This window comes from Sphingomonas astaxanthinifaciens DSM 22298 (genome assembly GCF_000711715.1).
Lineage (GTDB): Bacteria > Pseudomonadota > Alphaproteobacteria > Sphingomonadales > Sphingomonadaceae > Sphingomicrobium > Sphingomicrobium astaxanthinifaciens_A.
In genome coordinates, this window is sequence record NZ_JONN01000001.1 from 2,103,762 (window position 1) to 2,127,821 (window position 24,060).

Genomic DNA, 24,060 nt, shown 5'->3' on the forward strand with positions numbered 1-24,060 from the left:
GCATGGAACGAGATTCGCCCGCCGCCGGCCGCTGGCCGCAGCGCCTCTACCTGGTCCGTCACGGGCAGAGCCAGGGCAACGTCGCGCGCGACAAATCGGAGGCGGCGGGCCTCGCCACCATCGGCATCGACATGCGCGATGTCGACGTGCCTTTGTCCGAGCTCGGCCATCGCCAGGCCGCCGCGACCGGCCGCTGGTTCGCGAGCCGGCCCGACGACGAACGGCCCGAGGTGATCCTTTCCTCGCCCTATCTGCGCGCGCGCCAGACCGCGCTCGCCATCTGCGAAGCCGGCGGACTGGCCGGCGGGCGGGCCCGGACCGTGGTCGACGAGCGATTGCGCGAGCGCGAATTCGGGGTGTTCGACGGCCTCACCACGCTCGGCATCCGCCAGCGTTTCCCCGAGGAAGCCGCGCATCGCGCCCGACTCGGCAAATTCTACCACCGCCCGCCGGGGGGCGAGAGCTGGGCCGACGTCATCCTGCGCCTGCGCTCGGCGATGAACTCGATCAACCTCCAGTATAGCGGCCGGCGGGTGCTGATCGTCTGCCACCAGGTCGTAGTGCTGTGCATGCGCTACATCCTCGAGGAGCTGGACGAGGCGCAGATCCTCGCGATCGACAAGTCGTCCGAGGTGCTGAACTGCGGCATCTGCGCGTTCGACTTCGACGGCAGCCAGCTCGAGGCCGCGCCACGGCTCGCCCTGTGGAACCAGGCCGCCCCGCTCGAGGAAGAGGGGGCTCCGGTCACCGCCGCTCCCGACCGGATGACCGGCAGCCGGTGAACGCGCCTGCTCCACTGGACGCGGAGCTCCTGGCCCGGCACCCGCTTCCCCCGGTCGGCGCGGGCGACAAGGACGAGCGCGGCAGCATTCTCGTGATCGCCGGCAGCCGCGAGGTCGCGGGCGCGGCGCTGCTCACCGCCCTGGGCGCGATGCGGGCCGGCGCAGGACGGCTCCAGATCGCCACCGTCACCAGCGCCGCCATGGGCCTGTCGGTGTCGATGCCCGAAGCGATGGTGCGCGGCGTCGACGAGGGCGAGGATGGCGGCTTCGCGCCGGCCTCGACCGAGGCGTTGACCGAGCTTGCCAAGAAGGCGAGCGTGGTGGTCGCCGGACCGGGCATCCGCGGCAACGGCTCGACCGCTGCGCTGGCCGCCGCGCTTGCCGAGCGCTGCCCGCGCCTCGTCCTCGACGCCGCCATGCTCCACGCGCTTCCCCAGCGCGAACGGCAACTGGCCGATAAGAAGGAGCCCGCGGTGCTCCTTCCCCATGCCGGCGAAATGGCCAGCCTCTTGGGTCGCGACGAAGTCGAGGTCGAGGCCGATCCCGTTGGTGCGGGCCGTCGCTGCGCCGAGCGCTACGGTGCGCTGACCCTCGTCAAGGGCGTCGCCAGCCATGTCGTCAGTCCCGAGGGCGACGTCTTCCGCTACCAAGGCGGCGGGCCCGGCCTCGGAGTCTCGGGATCGGGCGACACGCTGGCCGGGATTGTCGGCGGGCTGCTGGCGCGCGGCGGCGATCCGCTGTCGGCCCTGTTATGGGCGGTCTGGTGCCATGGCGAGGCCGGCCGCCGGCTGGGACAACGCGTCGGCACCCTCGGCTATCTCGCCCGCGAAATTCCGGACGAAGTGCCCGCCATCCTGCGCGACGGCGGCCAGCTCTAGCCTTTAGCTGACCCCGTAATCGTCGAGCTCGTCGCCGGCGACGCGGACGACGTGGAGCACGTTGGTCGAGCCCGACGTGCCGAACGGCACGCCCGCCAGCACGATGATCCGGTCGCCGCCATCGGCAAGCTTGTGGCGCAGGACCATCCGCTTGGCCTTGCCGACCATCTCCTCGAAGCTGGCGACGTCGCGGGTGTGGACCGCGTGGACGCCCCAAACGAGGCCCATCCGCCGGGCGACGGTCTTGCTCGCGGTCATCACCAAGAGCGGCACCGGCCCGCGCTCGCGGGCGATGCGGCGCGCGGTCGAGCCGGTCGAGGTGTAGCAGACCATCGCGGCGACACTGACCGTATTGGCGATCTTGCCCGCGCTCTCGGCGAGCGCGTCGGCGGTGGTCGGCTCGGCCGGAGTGGCGGTGAAATGTACCCGCGCGGCATAATTGGGATCGGCTTCGACCGAGCGTCCGATCCGGTCCATCATCGCCACCGCCTCGACCGGGAACTGGCCCGCGGCGCTCTCGGCCGAGAGCATCACCGCATCGGCGCCGTCGTAGATGGCATTGGCGACGTCGCTCACCTCGGCCCGGGTCGGGGTCGGCGAGGTAATCATGCTTTCGAGCATCTGGGTCGCGACCACCACCGGCTTGCCGAGCTCACGGGCGCGGGCGACGATCATCTTCTGCAAGGGCGGCACGGCTTCGGCGGGAAGCTCGACCCCGAGGTCGCCGCGCGCCACCATCACCGCATCGGCATGCTCGAGGATCCCCTCGAGCCGCTCGATCGCGGCGGGCTTCTCGATCTTGACCATCAGCGCGGCCTTGTCGCCGATCAGTTCGCGCGCCTCGATCACGTCCTCGGCCCGCTGGACGAACGACAAAGCGATGAAGTCGGCCTTCTGCGACAGCGCGAACTGGAGGTCGTCGCGATCCTTCTCGGTCAGCGCGGGGATCGGGACCAGCACGTCGGGGACGTTAACCCCCTTGTTGTTGCTGACCTTGCCGCCGACCTCGACGATGGTCTCGATCCGGCCCGGCGCGACCGCGGCGGCGCGCAGCCGGATCTTGCCGTCGTCGATCAGCAGCTGGTCGCCCTCGCGAACCGCGGCGAACAATTCGGGGTGGGGGAGCTCAACCCGCTCGGCGGTCCCCGGCTCGGCGCTGTCGTCGAGCTGGAAGCGCGCACCCGTCTCGAGCATCGCGGTGCCGCCGGCGAACTTGCCGACCCGGAGCTTGGGGCCCTGGAGGTCGAACAGGATCGTCGTCGGCCGCTTATATTCTTCCTCGAGGCTGCGGATGGTCTCGACCAGCTGCGCCTTCGCCGCCTGGTCGCCATGGCTCATGTTGATGCGGAAGGCGTCGGCCCCGCAATGCATCAGCTTGGCGATCATCTCCCGGGTGCCCGAGGCGGGCCCGAGGGTGGCGAGAATGCGGACCTTGCGTTCGCGGGGACCGACCGGCTTCGACACGTTCATCAACTCCTGTTGCCCCGCCGCCATAGCGGCCGACGCCCTTTCTTCAACCGCTTGGCGGGGTCGGCCCACTGGCCTAAGGCGCGCGCCGCATACCTATTCACCGGGAGAGGGAATCATGTCCGACGGCAACGTCGCCGCCGATCAGCTGCGTCTCTTCATCGAGCGCATCGAGCGGCTCGAGGAAGAAAAGAAGGGCGTCGCGGACGACATCAAGGATGTCTACGCCGAGGCCAAGGCCAATGGCTACGACACCAAGACGATGCGCAAGGTGGTGGGCCTTCGCAAGATGGAGAAGCATGCCCGCGACGAGGCCGACGCGCTCCTCGAAACCTATCGCAACGCGCTCGGTCTGCATTAAGATGGGCGGACCAGGCAGGGGGCATCCATGATCATCACCACCACCTCGACGCTCGAAAGCCGGCCGATCCGCGACTATCTCGGCCTCGTCGGGGGCGAGGTGATCGTCGGCGCGAACGTCTTCAAGGACATCTTCGCCTCGGTCAGCGACTTCTTCGGCGGCCGCTCGGGCGCCTACGAAAGCTCGATCCAGGAAGCCCGCGCGCAGGCGATGCACGAGATGGAGGGCTCGGCCCGCCGCCTCGGCGCCGACGCCATCGTCGCGGTCGACTTCGACTATGAGGTCATCGGCAAGAACGGCTCGATGCTGATGGTCTGCGTCTGCGGCACGGCGGTGAAGCTGGGCTGACGATGGCGGAGCCGGGCTCCCCTTCGGTCCTCGCCGAGCGGCTGCTCGACCGCTCGGACATCGACATCGGCGAGGAGGAACGGCGGGTCCTCGCGGCGATCGCGGCGGGCACCGCCAGCAGCCGCGACGTCAATGACGAGGCGACCGCGCAGGCGAGCTTCGGCGATCGCCTCTCCGACCGGGTCGCCGCGGTCGGGGGCAGCTGGAGCTTCATCATCGCCTTCGCGCTGGTGCTGTTCGGCTGGATGCTGCTCAACAGCGAAATCCTCAAGCGGGTCGGGCTCGCCTTCGACCCTTATCCCTACATCTTCCTCAATCTGATGCTCTCGACGCTCGCCGCCATCCAGGCGCCGATCATCATGATGAGCCAGAATCGGCAGGCGTCCAAGGACCGGCTGGCGGCGCAGCTCGACTATGAGACCAACCTCCGCGCCGAGCTCGAGCTGCTGCGCCTCCACCACAAGGTCGACGAACTGCTTGCCGCGCGGGCGCAGAGCGAGCTCAGGGAGCTTCACGACAAGATTGACCGCCTGCTCGCCGACAAGGGGCCCGATTGAGCCCGGGGCTCCAACTGGCTAGAGGCGCGGGCGAACCTTTCCAAGCGGGACACCCATGGCCGGCCATTCCAAATTCAAGAACATCATGCACCGCAAGGGCGCGCAGGACAAAAAGCGCTCGGGCATGTTCTCCAAGCTGAGCCGCGAAATCACCGTCGCGGCCAAGATGGGCCTGCCCGATCCCGACATGAACCCGCGCCTGCGCGCCGCGGTCAACGCCGCCAAGGCGCAGTCGATGCCCAAGGACAATATCCAGCGCGCGATCGATAAGGCGAGCAAGGGCGACGCGGAGAATTACGAGGAAGTCCGCTACGAGGGCTATGGCCCCAATGGCGTGGCGATCATCGTCGAGGCGCTGACCGACAACCGCAACCGCACCGCGACCAATGTCCGCACCGCTTTCTCCAAGAACGGCGGCAACCTCGGCGCCAGCGGCAGCGTCTCCCACGGCTTCGAGCGGCTCGGCCTGATCGAATATCCGGCCAGCGTCGGTGACGAGGACAAGGTCATGGAAGCCGCGATCGAGGCCGGCGCCGACGACGTGCAGAGCGACGAGGACGGCCACCAGATCTGGACCCAGACCGACGGCATGCACGATGTCGCGAAAGCGCTCGAGGCGGCGCTCGGCGAGGCCTCGGCGGTCAAGCTGGCGTGGAAGCCGACCCTCACCACCGAGGTCACCGGCGATGCGGTCGCCAGCCTGATGAAGCTGGTCGACGCGCTCGAGGACGATGACGACGTCCAGACCGTCTGGGGCAATTACGACATCTCGGACGACGAGCTGGCGAAGCTCGGCTGAGCGCCCAAGCAATGATCATCCTCGGCCTCGATCCGTCCCTGTCCTCCTGCGGCTGGGGCGTGATCCGGGCCGAGGGCAACCGGCTGACCCATGTCGCCAACGGGCAGGTCAAGACCAAGCCGAGCGCGCCGATGCCCGAGCGGCTGGCGGAAATCGCGCGGGCGATCGACGCGATCCTCGCCGAACATCGCCCCGTCGCGGCCGCGGCCGAGGAAGTGTTCGTCAACCAGAACCCCGCTTCTACCCTCAAGCTCGCGCAGGCGCGCGGGGTGGTGCTGATGTGCATGGGCCGCGCCGGGCTCGCGGTCGGCGAATATGCGCCGAGCCTCGTCAAGAAGGCGGTGGTCGGCACCGGCGGCGCGTCCAAGGACCAGGTTCACGCGATGGTGAAGATCCTGCTTCCCGGCACGAAGATCGCCGGCGAGGACGCCTCCGATGCCCTCGCCGTGGCGATCACGCATGCGCATCATCTGGCCACGGCGAGGCGCGTCGGCTGAGGCTCAGGCCTCGGCGTCGGCCAGCTGGGCGTGGCGCTCGCCCACCTCGCGGCCCTCGACAAAGGCGAGGAGGTCGGCGTTGATCACGTCGGCGTGGGTGGTCGCCATGCCGTGCGGGAAGCCCGGGTAGATCTTGATCCGGCCGTCCTTGAGCATCGTGATCGAACGCAGCGCCGAGATCCGGTAGGGCACGATCTGGTCGTCGTCGCCATGCATGACGAAGACCGGCACCTCGATCTTCCTGAGGTCGTCCGAGAAATCGGTCTCCGAAAAGGCCTTGATGCAGTCATACTGGGCCTTGATCCCGCCCATCATGCCCTGCCGCCACCAGTTGCGGATGACGCCTTCGATCGGCTGCACGCCCTCGCGGTTGAAGCCGTAGAACGGCCCCGAGGCGACATCGAGATAGGTCTGGGCGCGATTGGCCGCGACGCCCGCGCGATAGCCATCGAAGGCCTCCATCGGGACGCCCTCGGGATTGTCCTCGCCGACCAGCATCCGCGGCGGCACCGCGCCGAGGATCGCCGCCCTCGCGACCCGCCCCGGCTCGGCCCGAGCGACATAATGGACGACCTCGCCGCCGCCGGTCGAATGACCGACATGGACGGCGTTGCGAAGATCGAGATGCGCGGCCAGCTCGATCAGGTCGGCGGCATAGGTGTCCATCTCGTTGCCGTGGGACGTCTCGTCCGACCGGCCGTGCCCGCGACGGTCGTGGGCGATCACCCGGTAGCCCTTGTTCAGGAAGAACATGACCTGCGCGTCCCAGTCGTCGGCGCTGAGCGGCCAGCCGTGATGGAAGGCGATCGGCTGGGCGTCCTTGGGCCCCAGGTCCTTGAAGAAGATGCTCGTCCCGTCGCTGGTCGTGAACCTCGGCATGACATGCTCCTTTCGCTTGGGCCCCACCCCGGCGACTCGTCGCTCAAGCACCATAACATGTCGGGCACCGAACATTGTGACAGATGCCGTGGGGCCTCGACGACATGGGGGACAGCCCGCTACGAACCGCTGATGATCGCCCGCCTCGCCGGCAGCCTCGTCGAAACCCATGCCGACAGCGCCGTCATCGACGTGCGCGGGATCGGCTATCTCGTGCTCGCCAGCGGCAAGACGCTGTCCGCGCTTCCGGCGGTGGGCGGCGAGGTCGTCCTCCTCACCGAGCTCCAGGTGCGCGAGGATTCGATGACGCTGTTCGCCTTCGGCTCGGCGGGAGAGCGCGAGGCCTTCCGCCAGCTCACCAACGTCCAGGGCGTCGGCGGCAAGGTCGCGCTGGCGATCCTCTCGATTCTCGCCCCCGACGAGCTCGCCCGCGCGGTCTCGGCCGGCGACAAGGCGATGATCGCGCGCGCCAATGGGGTGGGTCCCAAGCTTGCCCAGCGGATCGCGCTCGAACTCCAGGGCAAGCTCGGCCTCCCCGCCGCGCTCGGCCCCGCGACCGGCGCCGCGGCGGGCAATCCGGCGACCAACGACGCCATGTCCGCGCTCGCCAATCTCGGCTTCAAGCCCGCCGAAGCCAGCGCCGCCGTCGCCGCCGCCGCCGAGGAACTCGGGCCATCGGCGACCCTCGACGCCCTCGTTCGCCTCGCCCTCCGAAAGGCCGCCAAATGACCGAGCATCGTGCCTCCTGCCGCTGCGGACAGCTCGTCGCGATCGCGTCGGGCGATCCGGTTAGGGTGTCCGTCTGCCATTGCCGCAACTGCCAGAAGCGGACGGGGAGCGCCTTCGCGGCGCAGGCCCGCTGGCCCGGCGACCGCGTGGCAATCAGCGGCTCGTCCGGCACGTTCGAGAAGGCCGGCGACAGCGGCAGTACGGCGACCTTCCACTTCTGTCCCGAGTGCGGGTCGGACGTCTATTTCGTGAACGGCGGTTCGTCGGTGCACGTCGCCGTCGCCGACAGCATCGCGATTCCGATCGGCGCCTTCGACGATCCGAGCTTCGCCACCCCGCAATTTTCGGTGTGGGAAAGCCGCAAGCACGAATGGGTTGAGATTCGCGGGCCCGGGATTGATCACGACTGATGGCCACCGACCCCGACCGCATCACCACGCCCGAACGGACCAGCGAGGACGTCGACGCCGCGCTTCGCCCGAAGCATCTCGACGAGTTCGTCGGCCAGCAGGGGGCGCGCGAGAACCTGCGCGTGTTTATCGCCGCCGCCAAGGCGCGCGGCGAGGCACTCGACCATGTCCTCTTCTTCGGGCCCCCGGGCCTCGGCAAGACCACGCTGGCGCAGATCGTCGCGCGCGAAATGGGGGTCGGCTTCCGCGCCACCTCGGGACCGGTGATCGCCAAGTCGGGCGACCTCGCCGCGCTTCTCACCAATCTCGAGGACGGCGACGTGCTCTTCATCGACGAAATCCATCGCCTCAATCCGGCGGTCGAGGAAGTCCTCTATCCGGCGATGGAGGACCGCGCGCTCGACCTCGTGATCGGCGAGGGTCCCTCGGCGCGCTCGGTCCGGATCGACCTGCCGCGCTTCACCCTCGTCGGCGCGACCACCCGCCAGGGGCTGCTGACCACCCCGCTGCGCGACCGCTTCGGCATTCCCGTCCGGCTCAACTTCTACACCGTCGACGAACTCGAACGGGTGGTCCGCCGCGCCGCCAGCCTGCTCGGCGCCCCGGTCAGCGAGGATGGCGCGCACGAGATCGCCCGCCGCAGCCGCGGCACCCCGCGAATCGCCGGCCGCCTGCTCCGCCGCGTCCGCGACTTCGCCCATGCCGCGGGGGCCGAGACGATCGACGCCGCCACCGCCGACCGCGCGCTCGGCCGGCTTGAGATCGACAGCCTCGGCCTCGACGCCATGGATCGCCGCTACCTCCACATGATCGCCGATCTCTACGGCGGCGGCCCGGTCGGGGTGGAGACGCTTGCCGCGGGCCTCAGCGAGCCGCGCGACACGATCGAGGACGTGATCGAGCCCTATCTCATTCAGCTCGGCCTCATCGCCCGCACCGCACGCGGGCGCTGCCTAAACGGCAAGGCCTGGACCCATCTCGGCCTGACTCCGCCCGCGGGGACCGCCAACGGCCTGTTCGACTAGGGAGAAAACCAGCTTGTCGCTTCTGTTCGCTCTTGCCCTTCAGGCTGCCACCCAGCCGGCCGCCGCAATCGCGCCCGACTACGCCAAGGACGCCGACTGGCTCTGCCTGCCCGGCCGCCGCGACGTCTGCTCGACCCCGCTGCCGACCACCGCGCTCAGCAAGTTCGGCTATGGCTCGACCGGGCTCAGCACGGTGGCCAAGAACCCGAAGGTCGACTGCTTCTACGTCTATCCGACGGTCAGCCAGGACCGGGCGATGAACAGCGACCTCAAGGTCGCCGAGGAGAATGGCGCGGCGATCACGCAGCTCGCCCGCTTCACGGGCGTGTGCCGGACCTTCGCCCCCATCTACCGGCAGATGACCACCGCCGCGATCGGCGCGGCGGCGCTCGGCCAGGACCCGAAGCCATGGTTCGAGCTCGCCTATGGCGACGTCCGCTCGGCCTTCCGCAACTTCCTCGCCACCCGCGCCAAGGGGCGGCCCTATGTCCTCATCGGCCACAGCCAGGGGAGCTGGCTGCTCCAGACGCTGATCGCGCGCGAGATCGAGGGCCAGCCGGCGGCGAAGCAGATGGCGCTGGCGATCATTCCCGGCTTCAACGTGCTGGTCCCCGAGGGCAAGTTCGTCGGCGGCACCTTCCAGTCGACCCCGCTCTGCACCCGGCTCGGGCAGAAGGGCTGCGTCGTCAGCTACGTCAGCTACCGCACCAACAATCCGCCGCCCGCCGGCGCCCTGTTCGGCATGGCCCCGGCCAAGGGCATGACCGTCGCCTGTACCAATCCCGCCGCGCTCGGCACCAAGGGCTGGGCGCCACTCGACAGCTACTGGTACACTCGCTCGCAGCTGCCGGTGCCGGGCGGGCCGATCCGCTGGTCGAGCGAGGGCAGCCCGCCGTCACCCTTCCTGCGCACCGAGGGCCTCGCCTCGGCCCGCTGCGTCAACGACGGCCAGCGCGGCTATCTCGAGATCCGCACCAACGTCACGCCGGGCGCGAAATGGACCGACCGGATCGGCGGCGAGGTCGGGATCGGCGGCATGTTTATCCCCGGCTGGGGGATGCACCTCTCAGACGTCCCCGCCGCGCAGGGCGACCTGATGCGGCTGGTCGAGGCGGTGGCGCGCTAGTCGGCCAGCCAGAACAATTCCTCCACCGGCCGCTCGAGCGCGGCGGCGAGCCGCAGCGCCAGCACGGTGGAGGGGACGAACACCCCGTTCTCGACCGTGTTGATCGTCTTGCGGCTGACCGCGCAGCGCTCGGCGAGCTCGGCCTGGGTCAGGCCAAGCTCGCTCCGCCGCTCCTTCAGCCGGTTGCCGAGCTTGTCGCTCATGCCTCGAGCCCGCGCTGCGCGGCGCGCTCCAGCATGAGGAAGTGGAGGAGGCCGATGCCGAGGCTGAGGCTGATCACCAGGTGCAGCGCGCCGCGCACGCTGATCGGGGCCACCGGCAGCATCGTGTAGACGAGCGCGCCCAGCCCGACCGCGGCGATGAACGCGCTGCGGATCGCGAGCAGCCGGTTCATCCGGGTCGCCTCGTCGTCGATCATGTCGCGAAGGGCCTTCGGCGAGAACCAGAAGCCGCGGGTGACGAGCAGCAGCATCATCAGCAGCGTCAGCACCGCCCAGGCCCCGATCTTGACGTGATCGACCGCCCGGTCGCCATCGGCCGCCGAGAAGTAGATCGCCTGCTGCGAAAGATAGATCACCAGCACCGCGGGCAGCATCCGCATCCGCCGCTGCGCATAATGCTCGGCCTGTTCGCTGAGGCTTCCCTTGGGCCGGCGACGGTCGCGCAGCTTGGCGATGAGAAGCAGCAACAGCCCGAACCCGACGCCGACCAGCAGCCCCCACGAATAATCACTCACGAACCGTCTCCTGTAACCTGTGAGTTACATGTAACCTTCACGTTACTTGCCTGTCAAGCAGGGTCCGCGTGGGGTTCCGTCGCGAGTCCGGCACGGCTAGAGGCTCGGACCATGGCGTCATCCTTCGACCAGCCCTATCGCGGCGGCTTCGTCGGGCCGGAGCATCGCTTCGCGCTCACCGTCTATTTCGAGGACACGGACACCGCCGGCATCGTCTATTACGCCAACTATCTGAAGTTCATGGAGCGCGCCCGCTCGGACATGCTGCGCGCGGCCGAGGTCGACCAGCGCGGCGCGCTCGAGGCCGGGACCGGGGTCTATGCCGTCGCCGAGGCCCATGTCCGCTACCTTCGCCCGGCCAAGCTCGGCGACGACCTTGTCATCGTCTCGACGCTCGAGGAAGTCCGCGCCGCCTCGGTCCGGATTCAGCAGCGAGTCATGCGCGGAGCCGAATGTTGCGCCGAGGGGCGCATCACCGCCGCCTTCCTGACCCCCGACGGCCGGCCGACCCGCCAGCCGCGGGAGTGGGTCGCGCGGTTCCAGCAGATCCAGTCCCAGACGAAGGAGCAGGCATGACGGCGCCGGAAGCCGCCAATCTGATGAGTCCACTCGCCCTCTTCCTCCACGCCGACGTGGTGGTGAAGGCGGTCATGATCGGCCTGCTGCTCGCCAGTGTCTGGACCTGGGGGATCATCCTCACCCACGGCGCCCGGCTGCGGCGGATCAACGCCGCGACCAATGCCTGGGAGCGCGATTTCTGGGCGGCCAAGGACATTGACGCCTTCCACGAAGCGCGCGGCAAGGACGACTTGCCCAGCGCCCGGATCGTCACCGCCGGGCTGACCGAATGGCGCCGTTCGGTCGGGCTCGGCAGCGCCGACCGGAGCGGCGCGCGCGAGCGGCTGACCACGGTGATGAGCGCCGAGGTCGAGCAGGAACTCGACCGCCTCTCGGACCGGCTCAACATCCTCGCCACCGTCGCCAGCGCCGCGCCCTTCATCGGCCTGTTCGGGACCGTCTGGGGGATCATGCGCAGCTTCACCGCCATTGCCGGCGCCAACAACACCAGCCTGGCGGTGGTCGCCCCGGGCATCGCCGAGGCGCTGTTCGCGACCGCGATTGGCCTGTTCGCCGCCATCCCCGCGCTGATCGCCTACAACCGCCTGACCCATGGGCTCGACCGGCTGGAGGCCAGGCTCAACCGCTTCGCCGACCGGTTTCACGCGACGCTGAGCCGCGAGCTCGAGCGGGACGGCTGATGGGCGCGTCGGTGGGCAAGCGCCGCCGCGGCGGGCGCCGGGCGCCGATGGCGGAGATCAACGTCACCCCGTTGGTGGACGTGATGCTGGTGCTGCTGATTATCTTCATGGTGACCGCACCCCTGCTGGTTGCGGGGGTTCCGGTCGACCTGCCGCAGAACCGCGCCGCGCCGCTCGACCAGCAGGCGCAGCCGGTCCAGGTCAGCCTCGACGGCACGGGCGCGATCTTCATCGACGACCAGCCGGTGGCCGAAGCCGCGCTACCCCAGAAGCTCGCCGCCATCGCCGCCCAGCCGGCTCCGCCCGAGGGTCGCCGCATCTACCTGCGCGCCGACCGGGGCCTCGACTATGGCAAGGTGATGCGGGTGATGGGTGAGCTCAACCGCGCCGGCCTCAACCGCGTCGCGCTGGTCAGTGTGGGCGAGGGCCAGTGAGGGTCGACCGGGGCGAAGCGCGGGGAACGGGGCTTGCCCTTGCCCTACATGTCGCCCTGGTGGCGCTCCTGACCACCAGCCTCGCGCGGATGCCCAAGCCGCCCGAGCCCGCCCCGGTCGAGGTCGAGTTCGTCGACAGCGACGAGGTGGCGCTGACCGCTGCCGCGCCGCAGCAGGCAACCCCGCCGCCCGCCGCTGAGGCTCCGGCCGAAAGCCCGCCGGCACCGACCCCGCCAGCGCCACAACCCGCTCCGGCCCCGCCGCTTCCGACGCCGATCGCGCCGCCGACCCCGTCGCCGCGCGTCGAGCAGGTCCGCGCGACGCCGCCGCGCCCCGCGCCGCCGCGTCCTGCGCCCCCAAAGCCCGCTCCGCCGCGCCAGAGCCGGATCGGCGACGATTTCCTCAAGGGCATTCCCAATCCCAATGCCGACCTTGCGCCCAAGCCCGCGCAGCAGGGTGCCGCGACCTTCAGCGCGGCGGCCAAGGCCAGCGTCGACGGGGCGATCAAGCGCCAGATCCAGCCCTGCGCCGACCGCCAGCCGACCCTCGGCCCCGACGCCGACGGAATCCGCGTGGTGGTCAACCTGCGGCTCGACCGCTCGGGCCGGCTGTCGCGCCCGCCGACCTTCGTCCGCTCCAATGCAAGCGGCGACAAGGCCCGCTTCGAAGACCTCGCCTTTGATCAGGCCGTGGCCGTTTTCCGCGCCTGTTCGCCCTTGCGCCTGCCGCCCGAACTGTACAGCACAGCGCAAGGTGGCTGGGGTAACATCAATCTTACCTATGCCGCGAAGTGAGGAACGGATGGTGCGTGTTTTCCTGATGGGTCTGACCGCGCTGGCAGCATCGCCGGCGCTCGCGCAGGAGAGCGACCCGCCGCCCGTCGACGTCGAGGTCACCAGCGGCGGCGTCAACCAGTCGATTAGCATCGCGGTCCCGCCGATGCCGGTCGAGGGCGCCGAGCTCGCACTCGGTCGCAACATCGCGGGCGTGATCGCCTCGGACCTTCGCGGCACCGGCCGCTTCGCGCCGCTGGGGCCGGGCGGCCTGCCCAATTACAGCCTTGCCCAGGCCGATGCGCCGGCATGGGGCGACTGGCGCGGGCTCGGCAGCCAGCAGCTCGTCACCGGCTTCGTCCGCGCGACCGGCCCCGGCCAGGTCACCGTCGGCTGCTACCTCTACGACGTCGGCGCCGGCCGCGAGCTCGTCCGCCAGGGCTTTGCGGTGACCACCGACAACTGGCGCCGGGCCGCGCACAAATGCGCCGATGCCATCTATGCCCGGCTCACGGGGGAGGGGGCCTTCCTCGACACCCGCGTCGTCTTCGTCGCCGAGACCGGGCCCAAGAACCAGCGCCAGAAGCGCATCGCGATCATGGATTCGGACGGCGCGAACCTTCGCTACCTGACCGAGGGCGAGGCGACCGTGGTCACCCCGCGCTTCTCGCCCGACGGTCGCCGGCTCGCTTATGTCAGCTACGCGGGCCGCCGCGCCCGAGTCTGGGTGCTCGACATCGCGAGCGGGCAGAAGCGCCTGCTCGTGCCCGGCCTTGCACTCACCAGCGCGCCGCGCTTCTCGCCCGACGGCAACCGCATCGCCTATGCGCTGTCGGCCAATGGCAATACCGACATCTGGATCGCCAATGCAGATGGCTCGGGCGCGCCCCAGCGGCTGACCAGTGCGCCCGGCATCGACACCGCGCCGAGCTTCTCCCCCGACGGCCGCCGGATCGTGTTCGAAAGCGATCGCTCAGGGTCGCAGCAGCTCTACGTGATGGACGCCGACGGTTCGAACCAGCGGCGGATCAGCTTCGGCGGCCCGGCCGGCTCGCCCTCGTGGAGCCCGCGCGGCGACAAGATCGCCTTCGTCCGCATCGGCGCCTTCCGCGTCGGCGTCATGAACGCCAATGGCGGCGGCGAGCAATTGCTGACCGACGGCTGGCAGGACGAATCCCCGAGTTGGGCCCCCAACGGCCAGTTCGTGATGTTCAACCGCTTCACCCGCGACGGCCGCTCGAGCCTCTATGCGGTCAACGTCAATGGCGGCGCCGCCCGCCGCCTACCCACCCCGCAGGACGGCTCGGACCCGAGCTGGTCGCCCCTGCAGCGCTGACAAGGAGAAGAAGATGCGCAAGTCAGTCACCGTTGCGGGCCTCGCCCTGGCGCTTGCCCTCAGCGCCTGCGGCCGCAAGCCCGCGCCCGAGAGCACCCCCACCGCGCCGGTCACCGGCACCGAGACCGGCTCCGAGGGCGCGAACAGCGACGATGTCGGGCTGGTCGAGCTGCCCGGCAGCCAGTCGGCGCTGGTCGCCGCGGCGGGCTCGGACACCATCTATTTCGGGACCGACCAGTCGGACATTTCGGCCGACGCGCAGGCGACGCTCCGGGCGCAGGCCAAGTGGCTGATCGCCAATCCCAATGTCCGTGCCTCGGTCGAGGGGCATGCCGACGAGCGCGGCACCCGCGAATATAATCAGGCGCTGGGCGAGAAGCGCGCCCAGGCCGCCAAGCAGTTCCTGATGGCGCAGGGGGTGCCGGAGAACCGGCTGCTGACGATCAGCTGGGGCAAGGAGCGCCCGGTCGCGACCGGCTCGGACGAAAGCGCCTGGGCGCAGAACCGCCGCGCGGTCACCGTGGTGGTCAAGTAAGGATCCGTCGCCCCGGCGAAGGCCGGAGCCTCATCGAGGGAAGTGCGGACGGCCCGAGGTCCCGGCCTGCGCCGGGACGACGGGATCAGGCCGCGTAGCGGACGCCGCTGTGGCCGGTCATGGCGAGCCAGGCGCGCGCCGACTTCTGCGCTTCGGCGATCTCGCGGGCGGTCATCTCGACGCTGATCTCGGCACGGCAGGCCTGCCCGCGGGTGCAGCCGTTCAAGGCCGCGAGGTTGAACCACTTGTGCGCCTCGACGAGATCGACGGTGACCCCGCCGCGGCCGGTCGAATAGGTCACGCCAAGCTCGAACAGCGCATTGACGTCGCCGCGCTCGGCGTCGGCGAGACGGCTGCGGATCAGGAATTCGGCACCTTGCTGGCTGATGGCCATGTCACTTACTCCCCTGTGTGTGGAAGCAGGTTCGTCCCCAGCAGGTCACCGAATGGTTAACGTGGTAATTACCAGCTTACCTGTTGCTCCGAAGTGACAGGTATATTGTCGATCAGGCGGACCGTCCCGAGCTTCGCCGCGACCAGCAGCCGCATGTTTTCGCCCACGGTTTCAAGCGGTTCGAGCGAAGCGCCGTCGACCAGGGCCAAATAATCCACTCCGGAGAATCCAGCGGCGAGCAGGCGCGCTTTTCCGTTGGCGAGGCTCGCCGCGACCGATTCGCCGGCAAGGATTTGCCGCGCAATCTCGCCGAGCACTTGCGGAATGGCGACCGCCTGTGCCCGCTCGTCCGTGCCGAGCAGCGCGTTGCGCGACGACATCGCCAGCCCATCGGCCTCGCGAACGGTGGGATGGCCGAGGATGCCGATGCCAAGCCCAAGGTCGGTCGCCATCCGTCGGATCACCGCCAGCTGCTGCCAGTCCTTCTCGCCGAAGATCGCAATATCGGGCCGCACCGCCAGCAGCAGCTTGGCGACCACCGTCGCGACGCCGTCGAAATGGCCGGGACGATGCTCGCCTTCCCAGCGCTCGCTCACCCCCCTGACCGAAATGCTGGTGGCGAAGCCGGCCGGATAGAGCTGGTCGGGGGTCGGCAGCCAGACGAGGTCGCAGCCCGCCGCCTCGAGCTTGGCGAGATCCGCCTCCTCGGTCCGCGGATATTTTTCCAGGTCCTTGGGATCGTTGAACTGCAGCGGATTGACGAAGATCGTCGCGGCCACCCGGTCGGCGACGCGCCGCGCCTCGGCGATCAGCGCGAGGTGCCCGTCGTGCAGCGCCCCCATCGTCGGGACCAGCGCCAGCGTGTTTCCGTGCTGGCGGACCATCGCCACACCCAGCTCCAGCCCGTCGAGCGCACGGATGATTTGCACCGTTGATTCCCTTTGGTTTACTGATGATCCCAACAGGAGGCGCTTAGGCGCGAGGCGGGGAAGAAACCAAGTGAGCCAGCCACATTTCATCGTCTTCGCCAACGAAAAGGGCGGGACGGGCAAGTCGACCACCGCGGTCCACACCGCCGTCGCGCTCGCCGCGGCCGGCCACCGGGTCGCCGCGCTCGACCTCGACCATCGCCAGCGGACCACCACCCGCTATCTCGAGAACCGCGCCGCCTTCCAGCGCCGGACCGAGACCGAGCTGCCCCAGCCGGGCTTCGCGGTGCTCGAGGACCAGCGCGAGGAAGCGCTCGAAGCGGCGATCGCCGCGCTCGGGCAAGAAGCCGACATCCTCGTCATCGACACGCCGGGCCGCGACGATGCCGTCGCCCGCGCCGCGATCCTCAAGGCCGACACGCTCGTCACCCCGATGAACGACAGCTTCGTCGACCTCGACCTCATCGGGCAGGTCAATCCCGACACCTTCAAGGTCACCCGCCCGAGCTTCTATGCCGAGCTCATCTGGAACAGCCGCACCGCGCGCGCCAAGACCGCGGGCAAGAGCGTCGACTGGGTGGTGCTGCGCAATCGCCTCCAGCATATCGGCAGCCACAACCAGCAGCGCGTCGGCGCGGCGATGGACGAGCTTGCCCGCCGGGTCGGCTTCCGGGTCATCCCCGGCCTGTCCGAACGCGTCATCTACCGCGAGCTCTTCCCCAAGGGACTGACCCTGCTCGACCTCAAGCAGATCGGCGAAGCCGGCATCGCCCACATCGCCGCTCGGCAGGAGTTGCGCGAAATGGTCGCTGGCCTGGGGCTTCCCGGCGCGGAAACCGCCAAAGCGGCGTGATCCCCCGCGCGATCTCGCAACCAACTGACGCTCCCTCCGTTCAGGCGCCGTAATGACTCATCGCTTCGATCCCACCATCCTCCGCGAATATGACATCCGCGGCATCGTCGGCCGCACCCTCCACGAACAGGACGCCTATGCGCTCGGGCGCACCTTCGCCGCCGAGGGCCGCGACCAGGGGGCGAAGCGCCTCGCAGTGGGGCGCGACGGGCGCGAGCACAGCCCGTTGCTCGAGGCGGCGCTGGTCCGCGGCCTGACCGAAGGCGGGATCGATGTCGTCCGGGTCGGGCAGGGGCCTTCGCCCATGCTCTACTGGGCGGTCGCCGAGCTCGACGTCGACGGCGGGATCCAGATTACCGGAAGCCACAATCCGGCCGACTATAACGGCTTCAAGATGCTGCTTCCGGGCGGCTCGGTATTCGGCGCTGCGATCCAGGCCCTCGGGGCCCGCGCCGCCGAGGGCCGCTGGAGCGAGGGCCAAGGCAGCGTCGAAGACGTCGACATCATCGACCGCTACGTCGATCGCCTCGTCAAGGACTATCGCGGCGGCGCGTTCAGGATCGGCTGGGACGCCGGCAACGGCGCGGCCGGCCCCGCGCTCGAGAAGCTGGTGGCCAAGCTCCCGGGCGAGCATCACACCATCTTCACCGACGTCGACGGCCGCTTCCCCAACCACCATCCCGACCCCACGGTCGAGAAGAACCTCGAACATCTGAAGGCGCTGGTTCGGGACAAGGGCCTCGACTTCGGGATCGCCTTCGACGGCGACGGCGACCGGATCGGCGCGGTCGACGGGCAGGGCCGCGTGATCTGGGGCGACCAGCTGCTGATGATCCTCGCCGGCCCGGTGCTCGAGGAGCAGCCGGGCGCGACCATCATCGCCGACGTCAAGGCCAGCCAGACCCTGTTCGACGGCATCGCCGCACTCGGTGGCAGCCCGCTGATGTGGAAGACCGGCCATAGCCTCATCAAGTCCAAGATGAAGGAGACGGGCGCGCCGCTCGCGGGCGAGATGAGCGGCCACATCTTCTTCAAGCACCGCTGGTACGGTTTCGACGACGCGCTCTACGCCGCGGTCCGGTTGATCGAGGCGGTGGCGGCATCGGGCAAGAGCCTGACCGAATTGCGCGATTCGATGCCCGAGAGCATCGCCACCCCCGAAATGCGCTTCCCGGTCGACGAGGCGCGCAAGTTCGCCGTGGTCGAGGAAGTCCGCGACCGCCTCACCGCCGAAGGGGCGAAGGTCGATGCGACCGACGGCGTCCGCGTCAGCACCGGCGACGGCTGGTGGCTGCTGCGCGCGTCCAACACCCAGGACGTGCTGGTCGGCCGCGCCGAGGCGAGGGACCCGGTGGGCCTCGAACGCCTGCTCGAGACCATCGACGCCCAGCTCGCCCAAAGCGGGATCGAGCGGACCGAGGCCGACCACTAGGCCCCCGCGGGGCTGGACCTCGGCTGTGCCCGGAGTAGAGGGGGCGCATGCCGAGCGACAACAAGGACGCCTGGAAGGCCCTCGCCGCCAAGGAAGCGCGCGGGGCCGACCTCAGCCGGACCACTCCGGAAGGAATCACCTTGAGGACCGTCTATGGTCCCGAGGATGCGGCGGGCATCGACCCCGGCTATCCCGGCATCGCGCCTTATACCCGCGGTCCCTATGCGACGATGTACGCGGGCCGGCCGTGGACCATCCGCCAATATGCGGGCTTCTCGACCGCCGAGGAATCGAACGCCTTCTACCGCCGCAACCTCGCCGCCGGGCAGAAGGGTCTCTCGGTCGCCTTCGACCTCGCCACCCACCGCGGCTACGACAGCGATCACCCGCGCGTGACCGGCGATGTCGGCAAGGCGGGCGTCGCGATCGACAGCGTCGAGGACATGAAGCTGCTGTTCGACGGCATTCCGCTGGGCGAAATGTCGGTCTCGATGACCATGAACGGCGCGGTGCTGCCGGTGCTCGCCTTCTACATCGTCGCGGGCGAGGAGCAGGGGGTCGACCGGGCCGCGCTCACGGGCACGATCCAGAACGACATCCTCAAGGAGTTCGCGGTCCGCAACACCTACATCTATCCGCCCGAACCCTCGATGCGGATCGTCTCGGACATCATCGCCTTCACGTCGCGCGAGATGCCGAAGTTCAACAGCATCTCCATCTCGGGCTATCACATGCACGAGGCCGGGGCGACGGCGGTGCAGGAGATGGCCTACACGCTCGCCGACGGCATGGAATATGTCCGCTCGGCGATGGCCGCGGGGCTCGACATCGACGCCTTCGCGCCGCGCCTGAGCTTCTTCTGGGGCATCGGCATGAACCTCTTCATGGAGGTCGCCAAGATGCGCGCCGCGCGCACCCTGTGGGCGAGGATCATGACCGACCTCGGGGCAAAATCCGAAAAGTCGAAGCTGCTCCGGACCCATTGCCAGACCAGCGGCGTCAGCCTCACTGAGCAGGACCCCTACAACAACATCGTCCGGACCACGATCGAGGCGCTCGCGGCGGTGCTCGGCGGCACCCAGTCGCTCCACACCAACAGCTTCGACGAGGCGATCGCGCTTCCGACCGACTTCTCGGCGCGCATCGCCCGCAACACCCAGCTGATCCTCGCCGAGGAAAGCGGGGTGACCGCGGTCGCCGATCCTCTGGGCGGCAGCTGGTATGTCGAAGCGCTGACCCGCGAGCTCGAGGAAAAGGCCTGGGCGCTGATCCAGGAAGTCGAAGCCATGGGCGGCATGACCAAGGCGGTAACCGCCGGGCTCCCGAAGCGCCGGATCGAGGAAGCCGCCGCGCAGCGCCAGGCCAAGGTCGACACGGGCGAGACCGTGATCGTCGGCGTCAACCGCTACCGCCTGCCCGAAGAGGCCGAGCTCGACATTCTCGAGGTCGACAACGCCAAGGTCCGCGCCGGCCAGATCGAGCGGCTCGAGAAGCTCCGCGCGACACGCGACGAAGGGCAGGTCCGGGCCGCGCTCGACGCGCTCGAACAGGGTGCGCGCGCCAACGCTAATTTGCTCGCGCTCAGCGTCGAGGCCGCCCGCGCCCGCGCCACGCTGGGCGAAATCTCCGACGCCCTCGAACGCGCCTTCGGCCGCTATGCGACCAAGCCCGAGCCCGTCAGCGGCATCTACGGCCAGCGCGCCGACCAGCGGTGGGAAGAGGCCAAGCAGGGCACGGTCGCCGTCGCCGGCCGCCTCGGCCGCGCACCGCGCATGCTGGTCGCCAAGATGGGGCAGGACGGCCACGACCGCGGTGCCAATCTCGTCAGCTCGGCCTTCGGCGATTTGGGCTTCGAGATCGTCGCCGGTCCGCTGTTCCAGACCCCGCGCGAAGCCGCCGAACTGGCCGTCACCAGCGACGTAGACGTGGTCGGCGCAAGCAGCCTGGCGGCGGGCCACAAGACCCTCATCCCCGAGCTGATCGGCCACCTCAAGGACTTGGGCCGCGCCGACATCAAGGTGATCGCCGGCGGCGTCATCCCCGCCCAGGACTATGCCGAACTCCGCGCGGCGGGCGTCCAGGCCATCTTCGGCCCCGGCACCAACCTCGCCGACGCCGCCGACGAGGTGCTGCGCCTCCTCGGCCACAATAAGCCTCCTTTGGACGAGGCGGCGGAGTGATTTGGCGGCGGGCGGCGATCTTTGCGCTTTGGGCAGTTGTATGTTTTTTCGGTTTCTTCGTTGCGGTCTTCTTGACGCAGATGGGCGATTGTTTCGACGTTGCCGAATGCAAGCAGTTCAAGAATAGCGCGATGCATTATATTCTGATCGGCGCGCCTTCGATCTGGATCGGCGGCTCATTGCTGATGACTTATCGGTGGAGCCGGAATGTTCAGTAAAATCCTGATCGCCAACCGCGGCGAAATCGCGTGCCGGGTCATCAAGACCGCGCGCCGAATGGGCATCAAGACCGTCGCGGTCTATTCCGATGCCGACGCCCGCGCGCCGTTCGTGAAGATGGCCGACGAAGCGGTGCACATCGGCCCTCCGCCCGCGGCACAGAGCTATCTCCTCGCCGACAGGATCATCGAGGCCTGCAAGGCGACCGGCGCCGAAGCCGTCCACCCGGGCTACGGCTTCCTGTCCGAGCGCACCAGCTTCGCCGAAGCGCTCGCCGCCGAGGGCATCGCCTTCATCGGACCGCCGGTGAAGGCCATCGCGGCGATGGGCGACAAGATCGAATCGAAGAAGCTCGCCAAGGCCGCCGGGGTCAACGTCGTCCCCGGCTTCGTCGGCGAGATCGAGGACACCGAGCATGCCGTCCGGATTGCCGGCGAGATCGGCTATCCGGTAATGATGAAGGCCTCGGCCGGCGGCGGCGGCAAGGGCATGCGCCTCGCCTATTCCGAGCAGGACGTCCGCGAAGGCTTCGAGGCGACCAAGCGCGAGGGGCTGAACAGCTTCGGCGACGACCGCGTCTTCATCGAGAAATTCATCGAGGACCCGCGCCACATCGAGATCCAGATCCTCGGCGACCAGCACGGCAACATCCTTTATCTGAACGAGCGCGAATGCTCGATCCAGCGCCGCCACCAGAAGGTGGTCGAGGAAGCGCCGTCGCCCTTCGTCACGCCCGAGATGCGCAAGGCGATGGGCGAGCAGTGCGTCGCGCTCGCCCGCGCGGTCGGCTATTATAGCGCGGGCACGGTCGAGCTGATCGTCTCGGGCAAGGACCCGACGGGCAAGAGCTTCTACTTCCTCGAGATGAACACCCGGCTCCAGGTCGAGCATCCGGTGACCGAGGCGATCACCGGCATCGACCTCGTCGAGCAGATGATCCGCGTCGCCGCCGGCGAGAAATTGCCTTTCACGCAAGGCGACATCGGCATCGACGGCTGGGCGATCGAGAACCGCGTCTATGCCGAGGACCCCTATCGCGGCTTCCTCCCCTCGACCGGGCGCCTCGTCCACTACCAGCCGCCCGTCCCCGGCTGGACCGACGACGGTAAGGCCAACGGCCGCCGAGGCCTCGATGGCGTGCGCGTCGACGATGGCGTGTTCGAGGGCGGCGAAGTGTCGATGTTCTACGACCCCATGATCGCCAAGCTCGTCACCTGGGCCCCGACCCGCGACGAGGCCGCCGACAAGCAGGTGGAAGCGCTCGACGCCTTCCGCATCGAAGGCCTCGGCCACAATGTCGATTTCCTGTCCGCCATCATGCAGCACCCGCGCTTTCGTGTCGGCGAGCTCACCACCGGCTTCATCGCCGAGGAATATCCCGAGGGCTTTCACGGCGCGCCGCTCGACGCGGCCCTCACCGCCGACCTGTCGGCGATCGCCGCCTTTGTCGCGACCGTGCACGAGGTTCGTGCCGGCCAGATCGACCAGCAGCTGAGCCGTCCGCCGGTCAGCCAACGCGACCATGTCGTCCGGCTCGACGGCGGCGCCGAGCACCGCGTCCGCTTCAGCGTCGACAAGGTCGTGGTCGATGAGGGCGAGGGGCTGGTGTTCGACGCCGACTACAGCCCCGGCCAGCGGCTCGTCCGCGCCCGCATCGGCCAGCGTCAGCGCACCGTACTGGTCGCCCGCGACGGCCGCAGCTGGAAAATGACCACCCGCGGCGCGACCCACCGGGTCACCGTCATGACCGCCGAGGTCGCCGCGCTCGCCCGCCACATGATCGAGAAGGTCCCGCCCGACCTATCGCGCCTGCTCCTCGCGCCGATGCCGGGGCTGCTCACCCGCCTCGACGTCAAGCCCGGCGACAAGGTCGAGGCCGGCCAGCCGATCGCGGTGATGGAGGCGATGAAGATGGAAAACATCCTCCGCGCCGAGAAGAGCGCGACCGTCAAGGCGACCCCCGTCGGCGCCGGCGAAAGCGTCGCCGTCGACCAGGTCATCGTCGAGTTCGAGTAAGTAAAACGGGAAGCGCGTCATCCCGGGCTTGACCCGGGATCCCGCTTCTTCGCTTCTTCACATGACCAAGCGGGACCCCGGATCACGTCCGGGGTGACGAAAGACCGTCAGGCGCTCGTGCCCCCGTCGATCGTCACGCAGGCCCCGTTGACTCCGCTGGCGTCGGGGTGGAGCAGCTGCACCACGCTGTAAGCCACTTCGTCCGCCGTGATCAGGCGGCCGTTGCCGTTGGTCTTGGCCAGCATCGCCCGCGCTTCCTCGACGCTGCGGCCGGTCGCGCCCGCGATCCGCTCGGCGCTCGCATCGACCATCGGCGTGTCGACGAAGCTCGGGCAGATGGCGTTCACCGTCAGGCCGGTGCGTGCGAATTCGAGCGCGAGGCTTCGCGCAAGCCCCACCGCGCCATGCTTGGAGGCGACATAGGGAGCCGCCATCGCGCCGCCCTTCAGCCCGGCGACCGAAGCGACGATCACCAGCCTCTTGCCCGGCGCCTGGAGGTCGGGGAGGGCGAGCTGCGCGCCGTCGAACAGGGCAGTGAGATTGGTCGCCAGAATCGCGTCCCAGGTTTCGCGCTTGGTCCGCAGGAACGGCCGGCTGTCGCCGATGCCCGCATTCAGCACCACATAGTCGAACGCCCCATGTGCCGCGCGCGCGGCGGTGAAGGCCCGGCTTTGCTGCTCGGGATCGGTGACGTCGGCGACAAAGGCCGAACCGCCCGTTTCCCGCGCCACCGCCTCGATCAGGTCGGCGCGCCGTCCGATCAGCGAGACGGTCGCGCCCGCCGCGGCGAGAGCCCGCGCGACGGCGGCACCGATGCCCGTGCCGCCGCCAGTGATGAGTGCATGCTTGCCAGTCGCCCAGGTCATGCTCGCGATCCTAACGGCGGCGCGGGCAAAGAGAAGGGCGACCCGGCCGCCCGGGCCGCCCTTCCTACCCCTGGCAGTTCTTAGTGAACGCCGAGACGACGCTGGAAAAATGGTGCTCGCCCCGTAGCCTACGGGTCGCTGACAATCTTGCAAGCACGTTTCGGGCGGCAAAATCGCACGGTTCACCGTTACCGGCGAGGGCTTTGCCAAGGGTCCCGTCCTGTGCCACGAGGCCGCTTC

28 protein-coding genes are annotated in these 24,060 nt (G+C 69.1%); 21 read left to right on the plus strand and 7 right to left on the minus strand.

The window, feature by feature from the left end:
- The first annotated feature begins 2 nt into the window (after positions 1-2).
- The gene (locus BS69_RS0110800) at positions 3-782 is read left to right on the plus strand and encodes a histidine phosphatase family protein (RefSeq protein ID WP_029941958.1); all 780 of its coding nucleotides are present in this window, start codon (positions 3-5) and stop codon (positions 780-782) included.
- Complete coding sequence (locus BS69_RS0110805; protein WP_037504487.1) at positions 779-1,660, plus strand: NAD(P)H-hydrate dehydratase; 882 nt, start codon at positions 779-781, stop codon at positions 1,658-1,660. Before BS69_RS0110800 ends, BS69_RS0110805 begins: the two co-directional genes overlap by 4 nt.
- Before the next feature lie 3 nt (positions 1,661-1,663).
- Here BS69_RS0110805 and pyk read toward each other — a convergent pair whose 3' ends face one another.
- Positions 1,664-3,130, minus strand: coding sequence for a pyruvate kinase (pyk, locus tag BS69_RS0110810; protein WP_029941960.1), 1,467 nt, complete (start codon positions 3,128-3,130; stop codon positions 1,664-1,666).
- 115 nt (positions 3,131-3,245) lie between these two features.
- On the opposite strand from pyk, the gene BS69_RS0110815 reads away from it, so the two are divergent.
- From BS69_RS0110815 to ruvC, 5 genes are read left to right on the plus strand one after another with little or no spacing between them, the layout of a single operon-like run.
- Positions 3,246-3,488, plus strand: coding sequence for a DUF2312 domain-containing protein (locus BS69_RS0110815; protein WP_029941961.1), 243 nt, complete (start codon positions 3,246-3,248; stop codon positions 3,486-3,488).
- 27 nt (positions 3,489-3,515) lie between these two features.
- Entirely contained in the window at positions 3,516-3,836 is a 321-nt protein-coding gene (locus BS69_RS0110820) for a YbjQ family protein (RefSeq protein ID WP_029941962.1), read from the plus strand.
- Positions 3,837-3,838: 2 nt separating this feature from the next.
- Positions 3,839-4,393, plus strand: a complete 555-nt coding sequence (locus BS69_RS0110825; RefSeq protein ID WP_029941963.1) for a DUF1003 domain-containing protein — start codon at positions 3,839-3,841, stop codon at positions 4,391-4,393.
- Between the two features lie 55 nt (positions 4,394-4,448).
- Complete coding sequence (locus BS69_RS0110830) at positions 4,449-5,192, plus strand: YebC/PmpR family DNA-binding transcriptional regulator (RefSeq protein WP_029941964.1); 744 nt, start codon at positions 4,449-4,451, stop codon at positions 5,190-5,192.
- An 11-nt stretch (positions 5,193-5,203) separates the two neighbouring features.
- The gene (gene ruvC / locus BS69_RS0110835; protein WP_029941965.1) at positions 5,204-5,689 is read left to right on the plus strand and encodes a crossover junction endodeoxyribonuclease RuvC; all 486 of its coding nucleotides are present in this window, start codon (positions 5,204-5,206) and stop codon (positions 5,687-5,689) included.
- 3 nt (positions 5,690-5,692) lie between these two features.
- Here ruvC and BS69_RS0110840 read toward each other — a convergent pair whose 3' ends face one another.
- Positions 5,693-6,568, minus strand: coding sequence for an alpha/beta fold hydrolase (locus BS69_RS0110840; protein WP_051676707.1), 876 nt, complete (start codon positions 6,566-6,568; stop codon positions 5,693-5,695).
- A gap of 132 nt (positions 6,569-6,700) precedes the next feature.
- Between BS69_RS0110840 and ruvA the strand changes: the two genes are divergently transcribed.
- The 4 genes from ruvA to BS69_RS0110860 are packed head-to-tail and all read left to right on the plus strand — an operon-like array spanning position 6,701 to position 9,858.
- A complete protein-coding gene (gene ruvA / locus BS69_RS0110845; protein ID WP_029941967.1) occupies positions 6,701-7,297 on the plus strand; it encodes a Holliday junction branch migration protein RuvA in 597 nt (198 codons plus the stop codon).
- On the plus strand, positions 7,294-7,707 hold the full coding sequence (locus BS69_RS0110850; protein WP_029941968.1) for a GFA family protein: 414 nt from the start codon (positions 7,294-7,296) through the stop codon (positions 7,705-7,707). Before ruvA ends, BS69_RS0110850 begins: the two co-directional genes overlap by 4 nt.
- Positions 7,707-8,732, plus strand: coding sequence for a Holliday junction branch migration DNA helicase RuvB (gene ruvB / locus BS69_RS0110855; protein ID WP_029941969.1), 1,026 nt, complete (start codon positions 7,707-7,709; stop codon positions 8,730-8,732). Before BS69_RS0110850 ends, ruvB begins: the two co-directional genes overlap by 1 nt.
- A 13-nt stretch (positions 8,733-8,745) precedes the next feature.
- A complete protein-coding gene (locus tag BS69_RS0110860; protein ID WP_029941970.1) occupies positions 8,746-9,858 on the plus strand; it encodes a DUF3089 domain-containing protein in 1,113 nt (370 codons plus the stop codon).
- Here BS69_RS0110860 and BS69_RS0110865 read toward each other — a convergent pair.
- Positions 9,855-10,061 (minus strand): helix-turn-helix transcriptional regulator, encoded by a 207-nt coding sequence (locus tag BS69_RS0110865; RefSeq protein WP_029941971.1) that lies wholly within the window; start codon positions 10,059-10,061, stop codon positions 9,855-9,857. The genes BS69_RS0110860 and BS69_RS0110865 overlap by 4 nt on opposite strands.
- Positions 10,058-10,594 carry a hypothetical protein gene (locus BS69_RS0110870; protein ID WP_029941972.1) on the minus strand — a complete coding sequence of 179 codons (537 nt, stop codon included), beginning with the start codon at positions 10,592-10,594 and terminating at the stop codon, positions 10,058-10,060. The genes BS69_RS0110865 and BS69_RS0110870 overlap by 4 nt, the downstream gene beginning before the upstream one ends.
- A gap of 111 nt (positions 10,595-10,705) precedes the next feature.
- Here BS69_RS0110870 and BS69_RS0110875 point away from each other — a divergent pair, with 111 nt between their 5' ends.
- From BS69_RS0110875 to pal, 6 genes are read left to right on the plus strand one after another with little or no spacing between them, the layout of a single operon-like run.
- Entirely contained in the window at positions 10,706-11,170 is a 465-nt protein-coding gene (locus BS69_RS0110875) for a YbgC/FadM family acyl-CoA thioesterase (protein ID WP_029941973.1), read from the plus strand.
- Positions 11,167-11,853 carry a protein TolQ gene (tolQ, locus tag BS69_RS0110880; RefSeq protein WP_029941974.1) on the plus strand — a complete coding sequence of 229 codons (687 nt, stop codon included), beginning with the start codon at positions 11,167-11,169 and terminating at the stop codon, positions 11,851-11,853. The genes BS69_RS0110875 and tolQ overlap by 4 nt, the downstream gene beginning before the upstream one ends.
- Entirely contained in the window at positions 11,853-12,287 is a 435-nt protein-coding gene (gene tolR, locus BS69_RS0110885) for a protein TolR (protein ID WP_029941975.1), read from the plus strand. The genes tolQ and tolR overlap by 1 nt, the downstream gene beginning before the upstream one ends.
- Positions 12,288-12,346: 59 nt before the next feature.
- Positions 12,347-13,081 (plus strand): hypothetical protein, encoded by a 735-nt coding sequence (locus tag BS69_RS0110890; protein ID WP_029941976.1) that lies wholly within the window; start codon positions 12,347-12,349, stop codon positions 13,079-13,081.
- 7 nt (positions 13,082-13,088) lie between these two features.
- Positions 13,089-14,396 (plus strand): Tol-Pal system beta propeller repeat protein TolB, encoded by a 1,308-nt coding sequence (gene tolB / locus BS69_RS0110895; protein ID WP_029941977.1) that lies wholly within the window; start codon positions 13,089-13,091, stop codon positions 14,394-14,396.
- A gap of 13 nt (positions 14,397-14,409) precedes the next feature.
- Positions 14,410-14,931: a peptidoglycan-associated lipoprotein Pal gene (gene pal / locus BS69_RS0110900; protein ID WP_029941978.1), complete on the plus strand. Its 522-nt coding sequence runs from the start codon at positions 14,410-14,412 to the stop codon at positions 14,929-14,931.
- An 85-nt stretch (positions 14,932-15,016) separates the two neighbouring features.
- Here the strand turns inward: pal and BS69_RS0110905 are convergent, their stop codons facing one another.
- Positions 15,017-15,325, minus strand: a complete 309-nt coding sequence (locus BS69_RS0110905; protein ID WP_029941979.1) for an SEL1-like repeat protein — start codon at positions 15,323-15,325, stop codon at positions 15,017-15,019.
- A gap of 68 nt (positions 15,326-15,393) precedes the next feature.
- Positions 15,394-16,254: a pantoate--beta-alanine ligase gene (gene panC, locus BS69_RS0110910; RefSeq protein ID WP_029941980.1), complete on the minus strand. Its 861-nt coding sequence runs from the start codon at positions 16,252-16,254 to the stop codon at positions 15,394-15,396.
- Between the two features lie 70 nt (positions 16,255-16,324).
- Here panC and BS69_RS0110915 point away from each other — a divergent pair, with 70 nt between their 5' ends.
- The 4 genes from BS69_RS0110915 (at position 16,325) to BS69_RS0110935 (ending at position 22,954) form a co-directional block, all read left to right on the plus strand.
- Positions 16,325-17,107, plus strand: a complete 783-nt coding sequence (locus BS69_RS0110915; RefSeq protein WP_029941981.1) for a division plane positioning ATPase MipZ — start codon at positions 16,325-16,327, stop codon at positions 17,105-17,107.
- Between the two features lie 52 nt (positions 17,108-17,159).
- A complete protein-coding gene (pgmG, locus tag BS69_RS0110920; protein WP_029941982.1) occupies positions 17,160-18,539 on the plus strand; it encodes a phosphoglucomutase/phosphomannomutase PgmG in 1,380 nt (459 codons plus the stop codon).
- Between the two features lie 47 nt (positions 18,540-18,586).
- Positions 18,587-20,719: a methylmalonyl-CoA mutase gene (gene scpA, locus BS69_RS0110925; protein WP_029941983.1), complete on the plus strand. Its 2,133-nt coding sequence runs from the start codon at positions 18,587-18,589 to the stop codon at positions 20,717-20,719.
- A gap of 207 nt (positions 20,720-20,926) precedes the next feature.
- The gene (locus BS69_RS0110935) at positions 20,927-22,954 is read left to right on the plus strand and encodes an acetyl-CoA carboxylase biotin carboxylase subunit (RefSeq protein ID WP_029941984.1); all 2,028 of its coding nucleotides are present in this window, start codon (positions 20,927-20,929) and stop codon (positions 22,952-22,954) included.
- A gap of 107 nt (positions 22,955-23,061) precedes the next feature.
- On the opposite strand, the gene BS69_RS0110940 is transcribed toward BS69_RS0110935, so the two are convergent.
- On the minus strand, positions 23,062-23,820 hold the full coding sequence (locus tag BS69_RS0110940; RefSeq protein WP_029941985.1) for an SDR family NAD(P)-dependent oxidoreductase: 759 nt from the start codon (positions 23,818-23,820) through the stop codon (positions 23,062-23,064).
- Positions 23,821-24,060: the final 240 nt, after the last annotated feature.